Source organism: Streptomyces sp. NPDC030296, assembly GCF_055572815.1.
Map to the genome: position 1 here is coordinate 1 of NZ_JBVICQ010000007.1, position 15,579 is coordinate 15,579.

The window sequence follows — 15,579 nt, forward strand, 5'->3', positions numbered from 1 at the left end:
GCACGCGCCGATCAGACGCGCACAGCCAAGCCGAGGCAAGCGGTGTCAAGCATCAGGTGAAGCCGCAGTGTCAACCATCAGCCGAGACAGGACACGGAACAGCAGACCGACTGAGTTACAACTTTCTCTACTGGTTCAAGGCGGCTCGCTCCGCTCACCGCGCGCGGCCCGGCCCCCGGCCGGGCCTGCGCTCCTGCCTTCGTCCCGCTCCAGCCCGGCCGGCGCCCGTGCCGCGCTCGGGCGATGAGCCACCTGACTTCAGAAAGAGGTACGGGCGCTGGCCGGGGCGGGCGGTCGGCTTCACGGCGTTGCGCAGCCACTGTGGCGCGAGAGTCGATGACCACGGCCCCAAGGGCTGTTCCACTGACCCTGATGCCTCGGCGAGCGCGCTCACTGACTTCTAAGGATTTGTCAGATCTTACTGCGATGACCTGCAGTCTCTCGTAACGTGAAGTGCCGAGCACGTCACATAGGAGGTAGGACGATGGCAGGTCCCAAGACCACACTGTGGGAGCTTGAACCTCACACGCGCGCGAAGCATGACCTGCTGCGCCGGTACCTCGGCGGGTGGTTCCCTGTCCTCTCCGCGTACAACGGGCGCATCGTATTCCTTGATGGCTTCGCGGGACCTGGAGCATACGAAAACGGCGAGCCCGGTTCTCCCCTCATCGCACTCGACACGCTCCTCAAACACCCATACTTCCCAAGGATGCGCTGCGAGTTTCTTTTCTTCTTTTGCGAGGCGGACCCAAAGAGATTTGACAACCTGCAGTGGCTGATCGAATCTTATAAAGCTGACCACTCGCCCTGGCCGTCCAACGTCAAGGTGGAGGCCGTCAATTCGCCGTTCGCTGAAACGGCCACAGATTTGCTTTCATACCTTGGGGTGCAGAGGAGGAGACTCGCACCAACATTCGCGTTCGTGGACCCGTTCGGGTTCTCCGGCCTGCCAATGAATCTTCTCGCCGACCTCCTCTCCTTCCCTAGGTGTGAGCTGTTTGTTAATTACATGGTCGATTTCGTCAACCGATTTGCCGGGGCCGGGAACGTCGATCACCACCTCACAGACCTGTTCGGGACCGATGAATATAAGGAAGCAGCAGGTCTCCGAGGAGGAGCACGCCAGCAATTCTTGCATGACCTCTACCAAAGGCAGCTTTCCGAAGTCTGCGGGTTTACCTACGTTCAGTCGTTCGCGATGATCAACCGCACAGGCCACATCGGTTACTACCTCTTTCACGGCACACGAGACGTGAAGGGCGTGGAACTGATGAAAGACGCCATGTGGAAAGTAGACCCCGGCGGCGGCTTTACATTCTCCGACCGCCTAGCGGGACAGGACGTGCTTTTTACGGAAGGCGACGTCGACGTCACGCCGCTCCGCACAGCCCTACTGCAGAGGTTCTCAGGAAAGACCGTCGGCATAACCCGACTCGAAGAGTTCACCCTGATCAATACGCCCTACCGCAAGACCCATCTAAAGAGGCCGGTGCTCGGCCCCCTGGAAAAGGAAGGACTCATCCAGGTGGATCGACCGGGACGCTCAGGTTTCCCGGACGGTACTCGGGTGACCTTTCCGTTCACCTGATGTAGTTATAGCCGAGCGTGCGGCCGGGCGGCAGGGTACTCACTCCAGATACGTCCCTGGAGCTCCCGGCCCCCGGCTTTTGGAGTAATGCCACCCCATTGCTTAAAAAAGAATGGGACGTTTCCCTGATGGCATGTGTCGCGAATGGCAATCACCCATTCTTCGTCCATTCTCCTGTGCCCCGGCCCGGATTCGCCGCCAACGATTACCCAGTCGATTCCCTGCAGGTCCAAGCCAGGCAAAGGCCCCAGAAGCGGTTCGCACGAGAGGAAGCGGACTGCCGCTGGCACCTGTCGCAGATCGGCGACTCGCGTCAAGAATTTTTCGCTTTCCACGGACACCCCCATCCATACGTTCTGTGGCCAGTCAATGCGATCTGCGATGGTCAACAATCGCCGCGACCTCTTGGTTAGAATCTGGTAGGTGTGTCGAGGCGTATCTCGCATCACCTCGAATACTTCCTGAATAAAGGAAATCGGTACTTTGGCATGAAAAAGGTCCGACATTGAATTAACAAAGACCGTACGAGGCGCCTTCCAGGAATGTGGGGTATTTAGCGAGTCTGAGTGCGTAGTGACCGCGAATCCAGGCCCAGACGTTCGAGGGTCTCCGTCGGCCTGATATTTCGGCGCTTGCATGGCCTTGAGTCGTTTCGCCAGCGTGAGTGCATAGCAATTATCGCAACCTTCTGATATCCGATCGCACCCAGTGCTTGGGTTCCACGTTGCTTCGGTCCACTCAATTGAGCTGCGGTCGCTCATCTCGACCTCCGTTGCCACTCGGTCCACAACTTGCCATGGTTGTAAACCCTGATGGCCGCTAGTAGGTACCTCCCATCAAACCATCTAGGTCTGACATCGTCGTTCAACTTGCTTCCAGGCTTGAGGCATGCAGTTGGCAGGAGCCACGTAGGGATCTGAGACGAACGGCCCGCGTTGCCTTCACAGGCCGGCCGTCGAGGGCTTGCCCCGGTCGACACCAGCGATAACGTGGCTGAGGCCGGTGGGGGTGCAGCGAGGCATACGCGTGCGTGGTCGGTCGGCGCACCCGCCGTCGTGGCTGACTGTCGTCGGCTGAGGTTCAGACGGGGCGCATCGAGGGTGCCGGCGGCCAGTCTGGCGCGGAAGCACTGGGCCGTCCCTGGGCCGTCCGAGGCCGCTCACCAATGGCCAATGACGACCAACGACGACGACCAGGCGCACGAGCCCACCGCCCCTGACCAGCAAAAACCCAGCTCACCAAGATCCCCGGCAAGACTCAGGGCAAGAAGACATCTCTTGCCTTGCCCATTGAGACTCCACCGACCTTAATGGTCACCCGCGCGACCATGAACTCCCGTAGCCTGTTGCTGTGCTCAGACTTCTCATCGACACATCGGTATGGCTTGACATGGCCCGGCGGCGAGACGGACAGCAAACCATCGTCGCCATACGCGTTCTTAAGCATCAAGGGAAGCTTGAACTGTTGGTGCCATCGCTCATCATCGACGAGTTCGAGAGAAACCGTCCAAGAGCAGAGAACGCCGCAACTAAAAGCGTTCGCGAGCGATTTCGGCTACTGAAGCAAGATCTCCAGGAGTATGGGGACGAAGAGGCTCAGCGCTGGATAGCCGAGATGACTCACCAGATCCCCTATATTGCAGAGGGGTCTCTTCAGAACTTCTCTGAAATATTCGACCTTCTAAAAAGCGGCAAGAGGGTCGAGCCCGGAGCGGTCGAAAATGAGGCCGCAGTGAAGCGTGGACTGGAAAAGAAGGCGCCACTGCACCTCAACAAGAACAGCGTTGCAGACGCCCTACTCATCGAGCTCTACAGGTCCACGGTCAAGGACGACAATGAAACCGGCGATATTATTTGCTTCGCCACATCGAACCATGAGGACTTCTCTACAACTAAAGGCGACCATAGAAAGCCTCATCCAGACCTAGCCGATATTTTCGATCAGGTACGGTCTCGGTATGTATACGGTGTGGACGGACTCAATTCCTTGATGCTGGGCCACTTTGGAGAAGAGTTCGCGGAGCTAATCGAGGAGGTAGAGCTAGTCCAGACCGAAACCCGTTCCCTCGCCGAAATCATCAAGGCGGAGAACGAATACTTCGAAAAGGTCTGGTACGTACGGAAACTAATTCTGCAAGAAAAGGTCGAAGACGGCCACCGTGAACCGCTCAGCCCTGAACTGGAAGAACAAATGAACGCTGCTATGCGCGATATTGAGCGGCGGTACGGTGAGGACAACGTCGGCCCATGGGACGACTTCGGTTGGGGCTTCGTCCAGGGCAAGCTGTCTGCACTGAGGTGGGTTCTCGGGGAAGATTGGGACTTCATTGACACCTGACGTAGGCAGCAGCGGACCAGACATCCATGGCTGACATCAACGACAGCGAACACGGGCAGCCATGAGCGGTTGAGCACGGCCGGAGCACCTCCGACGGAGCCTCCGGCACCGGCCACCCGATCGAACTCCTTAAGGCGGCGATCAGCGCAAGTGCTGTACAGCTGAGAAGTACAGCAACCACCGCAGCCACTCCGGGCCACCGGCGGCCACAGGCACCCGTTTGACGTGCTCAGGAGACCTCAGCGACCACTGTGCCCATAGTTCGCGCCGGAGGGCTGCAGGTCAGGCATCCCCTAGCGGACCCAGAGAACTACTGACCGGCGAGAGCTATTAATCCGTTTCCCTGCGGTAGCAGCCTGGAGAGTTGCTGGATGAGTGAAACTTGGGCAGGTCATCACGGAAAAAGAAGATCTGCCGTTGCTCGGCACCATGGAATTCTTCGACGGCTTTCTTTGAAACAGTCAGACAGAACTTCTTGCTCAAAGGGCGATTCCCTGACCGGCTCAACTGAAGCGATCCCTCGTATTGGCCGGACTGGAAGGTCCAATTGTCAGCCCAGAACACGAGTGTGGGCTGCTGAGGTTTGTCCTGACTGATGACGAAGGGCGCAGGATCACTACTCCAGGTATAATTGACCTGATCCGAAGCGAAATCGTATACATACGTTCCGGTTTCATGCCAGTAGAAAATCGGCTTCTTGAGGGAAGAAATCGAGCCGACGGGAGTAAGTTGCAGTCGTGCATCACGAATCACCTCGACATCCTGGGTCTTGAATCTGGTGGAAACCGTCGGCTGGATTTGGAAAGCCGTTCCGCTATCTACCGGACCCATGCGCAATAGGTGAGGAAGTGTCACATCGATTCTGGGCTTCTCTTGGAGCTCAGCGAAGTTGTAGATCGAGAAAGCAAGCGCAACAACAGCGGCTAGTGTGGCAGCCCACTTGTGCACACTGTCGACTCGCGTCCTTCGAGACTCCGGCGCCGTCTCATCCGTGCTGTTCACACTCCTACTCTCCTTGGGGTCCGAGTCGCCGGTATGCTGCGTTGCTCCATTTGGCTAGCACAATTAACACCTGGGACTACGAGCGAGCCGCTCAGCCGATGCCTGCAACGTTCCGATCGCGCGCCGGATCCGGAGAGCTCCTAACATGATCACGCTCGCGGTGTTCATCACCAACCCCGATCGGCGGGCCCGTGGGTGCCTAAGCGGTACTGAGCCCCTGTGGACTACCCGTGGACGGGGAGCGCTCACACAAACACCCATGAAGCCCTGATCAGCCGTCTTGTCGAGGAGTGAAGCGCTCTCCGGAGCCGTTTCAACGCACGTACATATCGTGTCCGCTTCCGTCGCGGCGTGCCACTATGTCGTGTCACGCAGGAGGCGCTTCCATGAGGTTTGACCAGAACCTGGCAGACAAGCTCGACGCCACGATGCACGCACGGCTGCTGCCAGAAGACGCGGTGAAGTCACTGGACAGATGGTTGACCGACCCAGAGAGAGGCCGGCGGTACAGACACGGAAGCGGGGCTCACAGCATTCTGTACTCGCCTTCCAGTTGGACGGCTGTAGCCCCTTGGCCCAACGCTTTCGCCGATCGGGCGGCAGTTGCTTCGGCCTCCGTGAGCCGGGCCGACGTGGTGGCCACAGTCCGAGCCGCGGAACAAGTACAGAGTTGGGCAGAGGCGTTCGTGGCCACCCAGGTCTGGGGTTACGGCCTCACGGGCTACGGCCCGTACCGCACGCGTCAGGTGCTTGCCCAGCCAGGTGCTGAGGATGCCTTCGCGGAAGCCATATCCCTGCTCACTGACGAAGGCGCGTCCGCAGCCTACGAGAGGCTGCAGGTGTTGGACGGTCTTGGGCCAGCGTTTCTTACCAAGTTCCTCTACTTTGCTGGTCAGGCGTTGCCAGAGGTGAAGGGGCTGCGCCCACTCATCCTCGACAGCGTGCTCGCTGGGGTTCTCCGTCGGCATGCCACGAAGATTGGGGTCGCGGCTGGCTACGAATGGGCCTCGGTGATCGCCAATCGCATCTGGCGTAACAGCGACTGGACCTCCCATCGCTATCACATCTACCTCCAGTGGATGTACGCGGCCAGCAAGCAACTGACAGGGGCATCGATCGAGTGGCCCGCGGCGCCGGATGTCCTTGAACTGGCCCTCTTCAGCGCAGCCTGGGACCCCGCATAACCAGACCACCGAGGTCGTGGTCAGAGAGGCCGTGCCATACGCGTGCCAGATCGTGCGGGGAACAGCGGGGACTGGCGATGGGTGAGTCGCGGCCCCCGACACCGCTTCGCCGCAGGTCAGTGCAGCGACTGTCGCCAAAGAACCCGAGCTTCCCAAGCTGAGGACTGAGGCGCCGTAGTCACGGGCCGGCCGTCGCGGCTTGCTCTGGTCGAGGGCATTGGCAGTTGCCTGAGGCGGGTGGGTACAGCGAGGCATACGCGCGCCTGATCGGTCGGCGCACCCGCCCTTGTGGCTGACAGTCATCGGCTGAGGTCCAGGCGGGCCGGATCTTGGAGCAACAACTCGAGGGCGGAGCCACGGCTCACAGCCGGTGAGCTAGCGAGCGGAGGTGCGTACCTGCGCTTCGATCTCCGGCGGCAGTAGCGTTTCACCGTCGATCAATGCTGCCCGGAGCTGGCCAGCCGATAGCCCTTTAACGTCCGTTAGGTTCGCCCCGCTCAGGTCGGCACCTGTAAACGTCGCCCCGGTCAGGCTGGCGTGGCTCAGATTCGCCCGAGTCAGGTTTGCGCCAGTGAGGTCTGCCCTGTCCAGGGTGGCGCCAAAGAGCTCAGCCTCATAGAAATTGGCCTTGGTGAGGTCACACCCTGTCAGCTCGGCATAAGTGAGATCTGCTCCGCCGACGTCGAAGCCCTGGAGGCTCGTCTCCCAGAGGACGACGCTCTTGAGGCTCGCTCCTTCCAGGCATGCCTTGGTGAAGATCGCGTCACTCATGCGAGCGCGGTAGAAGTTGGTCCCGATCAGATTGGCGCCGGTGAGGTTCGCCGCGAACAGGGTCGCGTGGGCGAGGTCGGCCTCTTCCAGGTCGGCGTCGGTGAGGTCTGCTCCGGTCAGCACGGCACCGTGGAGGTGCAGTCCAGCAAAGACCAGACGGAGTTCGGTGTCGACATGCGTGCGCGATGCTGGGCGAGTGAGGGCGGTCAGGGCTGCTTGCACATCGGCGTCGGGCCGCTCCGGCAACTCTGCGGAGTCACCGTCTCTGGTCTCCTCCTCGCCGGATGAGGAAGGGGTGCTGGTCTCCGGACCAAGGTCCGGCCACACGGCCGCTTGGTTCGGTCGGGCGGGTGCACGGTCACGTACGAAGTGACTGAGGACTTGGGCAGCGTGGCTGGACTGTTCGGGGGCATCCTGGACGATCTGCTCCAGCGCCAGCACTCCACCCAGGCGCACATACGTTTCGGTCGATCCGAGTCGTTCAAGGGCCTTGGTAAAGCGCTCGGTGACCTGCCCGCGACGGGTTAGTTGGTAACTACGCGCCGTATACACGAGGGCGATGCCAGCGCCGATGGCGGCCACGGTCGCGACTAGAGCGGTCCTCAGACCGCTGACCAGCGCGGCGGAGCCGGTGCCTGCCCCCACAGTGCTCGTGTCGATATAACCCCTGTCGAGCTGGTACGGCCCCCTCACCACGAGCCACGGAAGGCCGATCAACAAGATGAGCGCTGCAAGGACAGCGAGCGTCCAAAAACCAACGCGTTGCAGGCGGCGCAGACGTCGGGCACGTGCCCGACGCTCATCGAGAGCTGTCATACATGCCTACATGCCGGAGGCAGCCATTTGGTTGCGCTCCAACGTCAACACACTTTCCTGCCGCTCCTTCGTGGGCAACAGACGATCGGAAGGGCCATCTATCGATCGTCATCACAATGGCGCTGTGCGTGGGCTGCGCAGCAAACACCTGAGCCGTAGCGGCACAGCCGTCTCAGTTTCCGTCTCATTCTGCGCCGTTCACGGCCGTTCAGGCGGGACCCGGAGCCGTCCGCACCCCGGCGGTCAGCCGGCCATGAACGCAGGTGAACGGCCCCGTTCGCGGCCCCAGAGCCCACCACCACAGTTGGAAAGCGTGTTGGGGGCAACCCCTCACGAGTTCGAATCTCGTATCCTCCGCCAGCCCAGAGGGCCGGACCGCGAAAGTGGTCCGGCCCTCTGGCGTTCGTCCCGGGCACCCCCCTCCCAGGCGGACGCAGCTCCCTGTGAATGCCCAGCTCGGCTGCGTGCCCGTCCGCCGGGTCATGCCAGGCACTCCGCGCTGCGTGTCGAGGCGCCGGCGGGCGGCACGGAGCGGCAAGCCGCCGGGCACGAAGCCCCAGCGGCTGGCCGCGCTGGTCGAATGGCGCTCGCGCTGCGCGGGCCGGGCTGGCACGCTGCGTTCGACCTCTCCCGCCTTCCGCACGACTGGCGTCCGTCACCCCGGCAGAGGTGGATAGCGAGGCGTCGGCCGCGGCCACGGCCTTCGCCCCGCACGCCACTTCCCTCCTGTTGGCGTGCGCCAACTAGCGACCGCGTCGGCCCGGCTGAAAGTCCGGCGGATCGGTGCGCGTGAACCGGCCAGGATCGGCAGGGTCGCCCGTCGCCACCGCGGGGCACAGGACGGTGCGCGCGCCCTCAGCCGCCTCACGCTCGACCGGGCGAGCCGGAATGGATGGTATCGATGGAGATAGTATTCCTGGCGATACTATCTCCGTCGGGAGGTTGGAGTGCGTCGGTTCATCGGACGGGACCGTGAGCTGCGGGTGCTCGGCAGCGCCTTGCAGGCGGTTCGGGACGCCGTCGGGGCGGCGAGGCCGGGGCAGTGCGTCCTCATGCGGGGGAGACGGCGGGTGGGCAAGTCCAGCCTCGTCGAGGAGTTCCTCCGGCGGACCGAGACGCCGTACCTCTTCTTCACCGCGGCGGGCGGAACGGCGGAGGACGAGCTGTCGGAACTGCTCGACACCGTTGCCAGGTCCACTCTGCCGGAGCGGGGGCTGTTCGCGGAGGAGACCCCCGATCAGTGGAACGCGGCGTTCAGGCTCCTCGCGGAGATCCTGCCCGACGACACCCCCAGCGTCGTCGTCATCGACGAGGTTCCGTATCTCATGGACCGCGTCGACGCCTTCGAGGGCATGTTGCAGCGGGCATGGGACCGGCTGCTCAGCCGCAAGCCCGTGCTCCTCCTCCTGGTGGGGTCCGATCTGTCGATGATGGAGGCGCTGAACAGCTACGACCGCCCCTTCCACCAGCGGGGCCGGGAAATGGTCGTGGGACCGCTCAACCCGGCTGACATCGGCGAGATGCTGGGCCTGTCACCGGCAGCCGCGTTCGACGCCGCTCTGATCACGGGGGGTCTCCCCCTGATCTGCGCCGAGTGGCGGGCCGGAGCGGATGTCTGGGAGTTCCTCCGCGACTCGCTGGACAACCCGATCTCGGCGCTGCTGGTCTCCGCCGAGCGCTCTCTCGCCGCGGAGTTCCCACCGCAGGCGATGAGCAGGGAGGTCCTGCGTGCGATCGGATCCGGGGAGCGGACCTTCACCAACATCGCCCGCGCGGCCGGCGGCATCGCCCACACCACACTCACCCGAGCCACTGACCTGCTGACCGAGAAACGGGTCGTGGCCGCCGAACTGCCACTCTCACTGCGGCCATCGAAGGAACGGCGCTACCGCGTGGCCGACCCCTACCTCCGGTTCTGGCTCGCGTTCCTGGATCCGCACATGGCGGAGATCGAGCGGATGCGAGGAGATCTCACACTGAGCCGGATCAGGGAGCAGTGGATGAGCTGGCGGGGCCGCGCGATCGAGCCCCTGGTCCGGGAATCCCTCGCCCGCCTCCTGCCGGACGGGCTCCTGCCGGCCGCCCCGGCGATCGGCGGGTACTGGACCCGCAGCAACGACGTCGAAATCGACTTGGTGGGCGCCGACCGACAGCCGGTGGCCAAGGAGCTGCTTTTCCTCGGCTCGATCAAGTGGCTGGAGAACTCCGCGTTCGACGGCCACGACCTGGCCGCGCTGCAGAAGCACCGGGCGGCGATCACCGATGAGCCGGTACCTCTCGTGGCGGTCTCCCGCAGCGGGCTCGGTTGCTCCGGCCTTCAGGCGCTGTACGGCCCCGAGGAACTGCTCAGCGGTTGGCGCAGGATGTGAGCAGGGACTGGGCTCTGGTGGTCGCGGTTCTGGCTGCGTTCACCCCTCACGGGCGGCGTTGTCCGTCTCGCTTTCCGTCCCGCTTTCGGTCTCGCTTTCCGTCCCGCTTTCCGTCTCGCTTTCCGTCTCAGTTGGCTCTGGAAGAGGCATGGGAGAGGCATGAACAGGAGCGCGTCCCCTCACACGACCGGCGTTCCGCCCGACGCCGCCGCCGTGCAGCGCCGTGTGTTGCGGGTGCTGGTCGCCTCCCAGGTTCTTTCCGGGGCCGGGCTCGCCGCCGGTGTCACCGTGGGGGCGTTGCTCGCCCAGGACATGCTCGGCGCCACCGGCCTCGCCGGGTTGCCGAGTGCGCTGTTCACCGCGGGGTCCGCGCTGACCGCCGTCGTCGTCGGTCGGGTCTCGCAGCGCCACGGGCGTCGGCCCGGGCTGGCCGCCGGCTATCTCACGGGCGCCGTCGGCAGCCTCGGTGTCATCACCGCCGCCGTCCTGGACAACCCCGTCCTGCTGTTCGTCGCCCTGTTCGTCTACGGTGCCGGAACCGCCACCAACCTCCAGGCCCGCTACGCCGGGGCCGACCTCGCGCCCCGCGACCACCGCGCCCGGGCCGTGTCCACGGTGCTGGTCGCCACCACCCTCGGGGGCGTCGCCGGACCCAACCTCGCCGCCCCCACCGGCACCTTCGCCGAGAAGCTCGGCATCCCCGGGCTGGCGGGTCCGTTCCTGCTGTCCGGCGCCGCCTACGCGCTCGCCGCGCTCGTCCTCGCCGTCCGGCTGCGGCCCGATCCGCTGCTCACGGCCCGTGCCCTCGCCGACGCCGGGCCGCAGGGCGCTCCCGCCGACGGGACCACGACGAGCACCGCCGTCCGCGAAGGCCGCGGAGGTGTGGTCCTCGGGGCGCTGATCATGGTCCTCACCCAGCTCGTCATGGTCGCGATCATGACGATGACGCCGGTGCATCTGCACGACCACGGCCACGGCACCGCCGCCTCCGGTGTCGTGATCGCCGTCCACATCGCCGCCATGTATCTGCCCTCGCCCCTGACGGGCTGGCTCGTCGACCGCTTCGGCCGGCTGCGGATCGCCGCCGCCTCCGGCCTCACCCTGCTCGCCTCCGGGTTGCTCGCCGCCACCGCGCCCGGCGACTCCGTCGCGCTCCTGGCGCTGGCCCTGGCGCTGCTGGGCCTCGGCTGGAACCTCGGCCTCGTGTCGGGCACCGCGATCATCACCGACGCCGTGCCGCTCGCGACCCGCGCCAGGACCCAGGGCATGGTCGACGTCTCCATCGCCGTCGCCGGTGCCACCGGCGGCATCAGCTCGGGCCTGGTGGTCGCCGCCTCCGGCTACCCCGTCCTCGCCCTCACCGGTGGTGTCCTCGCTCTCGCGGTCCTGCCCGCCGTCGCCGCCACCGCGTACCGCCGCTGAAGCCCGGCGACCGCAGGGCTCCGCTCCCGGCCTGGGTTCACACGTCCCCCGGCCAGTCCCCCGGCTCCTGGGTACGCGGCAGGACGCTGGTGGTGAGGCGGCGGTAGGCCGCTCGGGCCTGGAGGAGGCGGGCCAGGGTCGTGCCGGTGAGGGCCGCCGTGAGGAGGCAGACCAGCCAGAACGTGTCACGGGGGTTGGCCCAGGTGAGGACGCCGGCCGGGGGTATGGCGAAGCCGTTGAGGAAGAGCCAGCACAGGGCGGCCGTACCGGGGGCGGCGGTGAAACGGGCGTGGACGCCGAGCAGCGCGGACAGCAGGGAGAGCGCGGTCAGGGCAAGGCCGGGGCGGTCCGTGCCGACCAGGGCGTTGAGGACGGCGACCAGCGCCATCGCGCCGGCGAACGCCGTGGCCCACACCAGCGGTGTGGAGACGGGCCGGGGTACGGGGCGGGGGCCGGTGCCCAGGGACACCCACTGGATCATGCCTGCGCTTCCTTTCGGTCCTTCCCCCGCTGCCCGGGCGGAACCGCGGCCGGGGTGGGCGCGGCGGCGGACGTCGACGGCCTCGGTTCCGCATGGCCGCCGGCACGGTCCGCATGGCCGCCGGCACGGGGGTACTGGGCAGATCACCGGCGTGGACGCCGGAGGGGCCGGACGGGGATTGTCCCACCGGGGACTCCACCTCGCCTCGGCCAGGCCGATCTCGGGTCTCGTTAGGGTGGCACCCATCGGGTTTCCGAAGACATGTCCGAACCAGACAGGGGACCAGCCGTGGGTGCTCCGCGCCTCAGCAGTACGCCGTTGCCGGGGATCGGTGTGCGGTACGACCTCAACACCCGTGAGCACCGGCGGCTTTCCGTCGTGGCGCACCGGGACGGGTCACGGACGTTCAGCGCGTACCGGGAGGACGATCCCGACGCGTGCGCGCTGTCGGTACGGCTGACGGGGAGCGAGGCGACCGCCCTCGTGGACGCGTTGATGCCGGACCACCACAGCCCCAACCTGCTGTCCACGACCGCACTGGGCCTGGTCGCCGAGCGGATCGAGCTGACCTCGACGTCGCACTGGAACGGACGGGTCCTCGGTGACACCCGGATGCGGACCGACACGGGCGCGTCCATCGTGGCCGTACTGCGGCGGGCCGAGGCGATTCCGTCACCGGCGCCGGACTTCCGGCTGGCCGGCGGGGACACCCTCATCGTGATCGGCACCCGTGAGGGTGTGGAGGCGGCCGCCGCGATACTCGGCCGGGAGTGAGCGGCCCATGCACCTCTCCGCCCAGCTCTCCGCGTCCCTCGCCAGCCAGACTCCCCCGCATCTCGCCCCGCCCGTGCGGCTCGCCGCCGAGTCCTCCGGGCACTCCTCCGCCGTCTTCCTCATCGAGTTCGGCGCGATCATCCTCGGACTCGGGCTGCTCGGGCGGTTCGCCGCCCGGTTCCGGCTCTCCCCGATCCCCCTGTATCTGCTGGCCGGGCTCGCCTTCGGGGAGGGCGGGCTGCTGCCGCTCGGCACGAGCGAGGGGTTCGTGGCGATCGGCGCCGAGATCGGCGTGATCCTGCTGCTGCTCATGCTCGGCCTGGAGTACACCGCCAGCGATCTCGTCTCCAACCTCAAGACCCAGTACCCGGCCGGTCTCGTGGACGCCGCGCTGAACGCGTTGCCCGGCGCGGCGATGGCGTTGCTGCTGGGCTGGGGCCCGGTCGCCGCCGTCGTGCTCGCCGGTGTCACCTGGATCTCCTCCTCCGGTGTCATCGCGAAGGTCCTAGGCGACCTGGGGCGGCTCGGCAACCGCGAGACGCCGGTCATCCTGAGCATCCTGGTCCTCGAGGACCTCTCCATGGCCGTCTATCTGCCGATCGTCACCGCCCTGCTCGCCGGGGTGGGACTCGCGGCGGGCAGCGCGACCCTCGCCATCGCCCTGGGCACGGCCGGGCTCGTCCTGCTGATCGCGGTGCGGTACGGGCGCCACATCTCGCGCTTCGTCTCCAACGACGACCCCGAGAAGCTGCTGCTGGTCGTGCTGGGGCTGACGCTCGTCGTCGCCGGACTCGCACAGCAGCTCCAGGTGTCGGCGGCGGTCGGTGCGTTCCTCGTCGGCATCGCGCTGTCCGGTGAGGTCGCCGAGGGGGCGCACAGTCTGCTGGCGCCCCTGCGGGATCTGTTCGCCGCCGTGTTCTTCGTCTTCTTCGGCCTCCACACGGATCCGGCGAGCATCCCGCCGGTGCTGCTGCCCGCGCTCGTGCTGGCCGTCGTCACCGCGCTGACGAAGATCGCCACCGGGTACTGGGCGGCCCGCCGGGCCGGGATCTCGGCGAAGGGCCGCTGGCGGGCGGGTGGCACGCTGGTCGCGCGCGGCGAGTTCTCCATCGTCATCGCCGGGCTCGCCGTCACCGCCGGCATCGAACCGTCCCTCGGGCCGCTGGCCACCGCGTACGTACTGATCCTGGTCATCGCGGGCCCACTCACCGCCCGCTTCACCGAGCCGGTCGCCCTGTGGGTGACGGGGCGGCTTCGGAAGCGGAAGCCGTCGGCCGGGCAGCCGGCCGTCGCCGCCGCCGCGGCGGACGGCGGTGCGCCGCCGGACTCGGCGTCGCTGACCGGGGCGACGCCCGAGGTCCTGCCGACGGAGGAACGGAACACCGCCGAGCGGTCCTGAGGTCTGGTGAGGGGGCTCGGCGCGGGACAGGGACCCGGCGCGGGGTACGGCTCCGGCGCGGGAAGGGACCCCGCTCGGGGTACGGCTCCGGCGCGGGAGGGGACCCTCTCGGGATGAGGGCCTCGTCGTGGGAGGGGGCCTCGGCACGGGAGGGGCTCCGGCACCCGCACCGAATGGGGACCTCGGCGGGAGGAGCCCGGCCCGCGACAGGGACCGCGCCCGGGATAAGGGCCTCATCGCGGGAGGGGAGCCTCGGCGCTGGAGGGGGCCCGGCACCCGCACCGAATGGGGACCTCGGCGGGAGGGGCCCGGCCCGCGACAGGGACCGCCCGAGATGAGGGCCTCATTGCGGGCGGGGGCCCTGCCCCCGATGGGGCCCCTTACTTCTTCGCGGCCTCGTCGAAGCTGGCGAAGTACGCGGCGGCCATGTCCTCGTCGGCGTGGCCGTGCGCGGCGGCGCGGGCGAGGCGTTCGGCGCCGGCCTCGGCCACGTCGAGGCGGACCCCGTGGCGCTGCCCCGCCTCGACGATCAGCCGGGCGTCCTTGGCGGCGGTGGCCACGGCGAAGGACGCCGGGGAGAGCCTGTCGTCGAGGATGAGCGCGGACTTGGCGCGTAGATAACCCATGTCGAGGGGGCCGCCGTCGATGATCTCGAAGAAGGACCGCGGGTCGACGCCGAGGGCCTTGGCCAGGGCGAGTGTCTCCCCGGCCGCGTTGGTGGCGGCGAGCACCCAGCTGTTGGCGACGAGCTTGAGCCGGGTGGCGGTGCCCACCGCCCCGTCCTCACCGGTCCACACCGTACGGGCGCCCACGGCGTCGAAGACGGGCGTCACCGTGTCCCGCCCCGCCACCGGACCGGCCGCGAGGACCGTCAGCTGCCCGGCCTCGGCGGGCTGCCGGGTGCCGAGGACCGGGGCGTCGTAGTAGGCCAGGCCGTGTTCGCCTGCCAGGGCGGCCAGTTCGGCGACATCATCCAGCCCGGCGGTGGTGGACTGGACCCAGGCGGCGCCCGCGCGCAGGGCCGGCGCCGCGTCGCGCATCACGTCCCGCACGGTCGCCCCGTCGTACAGCATCGTGAGGACGACGTCGGCGCCCCGGACGGCCTCGGCGGGGGTGTCGACGACGTGGACACCGTCGGCGGTCAGCGGCTCGGCCTTCTCGCGGGTGCGGTTCCACGCGCGGACGGGGTGTCCGGCCCGGGCGAGGTTGCGGGCCATCGCCGCCCCCATGATGCCGGTGCCCAGGACGCCGACGGTCGGCTTGTCGCTCATGACGTGATCTCCCATCAACTTCCGGATCACCGTTCGACTTCTCGCCCTCGGAGCCTACGTCTTGGACCGCGCCGGTCGGCGTCTCTCCGTACGGCGCGGCCCGCCGGGCTCGCGTCCGGCTGAAAGGGGCCGCCAGGCGGGTAGGACGGGTACGACAGCCGTACC

General features: G+C 66.5%; 12 protein-coding genes. 7 read left to right on the forward strand and 5 right to left on the reverse strand.

The window, feature by feature from the left end:
• Positions 1–484 precede the first annotated feature (484 nt).
• Positions 485–1,588 carry a three-Cys-motif partner protein TcmP gene (locus ACZ4Z3_RS20655; RefSeq protein ID WP_468502369.1) on the forward strand — a complete coding sequence of 368 codons (1,104 nt, stop codon included), beginning with the start codon at positions 485–487 and terminating at the stop codon, positions 1,586–1,588.
• A 5-nt stretch (positions 1,589–1,593) separates the two neighbouring features.
• Here ACZ4Z3_RS20655 and ACZ4Z3_RS20660 read toward each other — a convergent pair whose 3' ends face one another.
• A complete protein-coding gene (locus tag ACZ4Z3_RS20660; protein ID WP_468502370.1) occupies positions 1,594–2,349 on the reverse strand; it encodes a DUF5131 family protein in 756 nt (251 codons plus the stop codon).
• A gap of 589 nt (positions 2,350–2,938) precedes the next feature.
• On the opposite strand from ACZ4Z3_RS20660, the gene ACZ4Z3_RS20665 reads away from it, so the two are divergent.
• Positions 2,939–3,925: a PIN domain-containing protein gene (locus tag ACZ4Z3_RS20665; protein WP_468502371.1), complete on the forward strand. Its 987-nt coding sequence runs from the start codon at positions 2,939–2,941 to the stop codon at positions 3,923–3,925.
• A gap of 330 nt (positions 3,926–4,255) precedes the next feature.
• Here ACZ4Z3_RS20665 and ACZ4Z3_RS20670 read toward each other — a convergent pair whose 3' ends face one another.
• Positions 4,256–4,927 carry a hypothetical protein gene (locus ACZ4Z3_RS20670; RefSeq protein ID WP_468502372.1) on the reverse strand — a complete coding sequence of 224 codons (672 nt, stop codon included), beginning with the start codon at positions 4,925–4,927 and terminating at the stop codon, positions 4,256–4,258.
• A 428-nt stretch (positions 4,928–5,355) separates the two neighbouring features.
• Between ACZ4Z3_RS20670 and ACZ4Z3_RS20675 the strand changes: the two genes are divergently transcribed.
• Positions 5,356–6,111 carry an 8-oxoguanine DNA glycosylase OGG fold protein gene (locus ACZ4Z3_RS20675; protein WP_468502730.1) on the forward strand — a complete coding sequence of 252 codons (756 nt, stop codon included), beginning with the start codon at positions 5,356–5,358 and terminating at the stop codon, positions 6,109–6,111.
• 375 nt (positions 6,112–6,486) lie between these two features.
• Here ACZ4Z3_RS20675 and ACZ4Z3_RS20680 read toward each other — a convergent pair whose 3' ends face one another.
• A complete protein-coding gene (locus ACZ4Z3_RS20680) occupies positions 6,487–7,698 on the reverse strand; it encodes a pentapeptide repeat-containing protein (protein ID WP_468502373.1) in 1,212 nt (403 codons plus the stop codon).
• 947 nt (positions 7,699–8,645) lie between these two features.
• Between ACZ4Z3_RS20680 and ACZ4Z3_RS20685 the strand changes: the two genes are divergently transcribed.
• Positions 8,646–10,067 (forward strand): ATP-binding protein, encoded by a 1,422-nt coding sequence (locus tag ACZ4Z3_RS20685; RefSeq protein ID WP_468502374.1) that lies wholly within the window; start codon positions 8,646–8,648, stop codon positions 10,065–10,067.
• 159 nt (positions 10,068–10,226) lie between these two features.
• Entirely contained in the window at positions 10,227–11,489 is a 1,263-nt protein-coding gene (locus tag ACZ4Z3_RS20690; RefSeq protein ID WP_468502375.1) for an MFS transporter, read from the forward strand.
• A 37-nt stretch (positions 11,490–11,526) separates the two neighbouring features.
• Here ACZ4Z3_RS20690 and ACZ4Z3_RS20695 read toward each other — a convergent pair whose 3' ends face one another.
• The gene (locus ACZ4Z3_RS20695) at positions 11,527–11,970 is read right to left on the reverse strand and encodes a hypothetical protein (RefSeq protein ID WP_468502376.1); all 444 of its coding nucleotides are present in this window, start codon (positions 11,968–11,970) and stop codon (positions 11,527–11,529) included.
• Positions 11,971–12,258: 288 nt separating this feature from the next.
• Here ACZ4Z3_RS20695 and ACZ4Z3_RS20700 point away from each other — a divergent pair, with 288 nt between their 5' ends.
• Positions 12,259–12,744, forward strand: coding sequence for a cation:proton antiporter regulatory subunit (locus ACZ4Z3_RS20700; protein WP_468502377.1), 486 nt, complete (start codon positions 12,259–12,261; stop codon positions 12,742–12,744).
• A gap of 7 nt (positions 12,745–12,751) precedes the next feature.
• Complete coding sequence (locus tag ACZ4Z3_RS20705) at positions 12,752–14,143, forward strand: cation:proton antiporter (RefSeq protein WP_468502378.1); 1,392 nt, start codon at positions 12,752–12,754, stop codon at positions 14,141–14,143.
• 380 nt (positions 14,144–14,523) lie between these two features.
• On the opposite strand, the gene ACZ4Z3_RS20710 is transcribed toward ACZ4Z3_RS20705, so the two are convergent.
• Entirely contained in the window at positions 14,524–15,414 is an 891-nt protein-coding gene (locus ACZ4Z3_RS20710; protein WP_468502379.1) for an NAD(P)-dependent oxidoreductase, read from the reverse strand.
• Positions 15,415–15,579 lie beyond the last annotated feature (165 nt).

Bases quoted from the DNA above. Each gene is read 5' to 3' on its own strand.
- ACZ4Z3_RS20690 (WP_468502375.1), top strand. From the start codon at position 10,227: ATGAACAGGAGCGCGTCCCCTCACACGACCGGCGTTCCGCCCGACGCC.
- ACZ4Z3_RS20680 (WP_468502373.1), bottom strand. From the start codon at position 7,698: ATGACAGCTCTCGATGAGCGTCGGGCACGTGCCCGACGTCTGCGCCGC.
- ACZ4Z3_RS20655 (WP_468502369.1), top strand. From the start codon at position 485: ATGGCAGGTCCCAAGACCACACTGTGGGAGCTTGAACCTCACACGCGC.
- ACZ4Z3_RS20675 (WP_468502730.1), top strand. From the start codon at position 5,356: ATGCACGCACGGCTGCTGCCAGAAGACGCGGTGAAGTCACTGGACAGA.
- ACZ4Z3_RS20705 (WP_468502378.1), top strand. From the start codon at position 12,752: ATGCACCTCTCCGCCCAGCTCTCCGCGTCCCTCGCCAGCCAGACTCCC.
- ACZ4Z3_RS20710 (WP_468502379.1), bottom strand. From the start codon at position 15,414: ATGAGCGACAAGCCGACCGTCGGCGTCCTGGGCACCGGCATCATGGGG.
- ACZ4Z3_RS20695 (WP_468502376.1), bottom strand. From the start codon at position 11,970: ATGATCCAGTGGGTGTCCCTGGGCACCGGCCCCCGCCCCGTACCCCGG.
- ACZ4Z3_RS20660 (WP_468502370.1), bottom strand. From the start codon at position 2,349: ATGAGCGACCGCAGCTCAATTGAGTGGACCGAAGCAACGTGGAACCCA.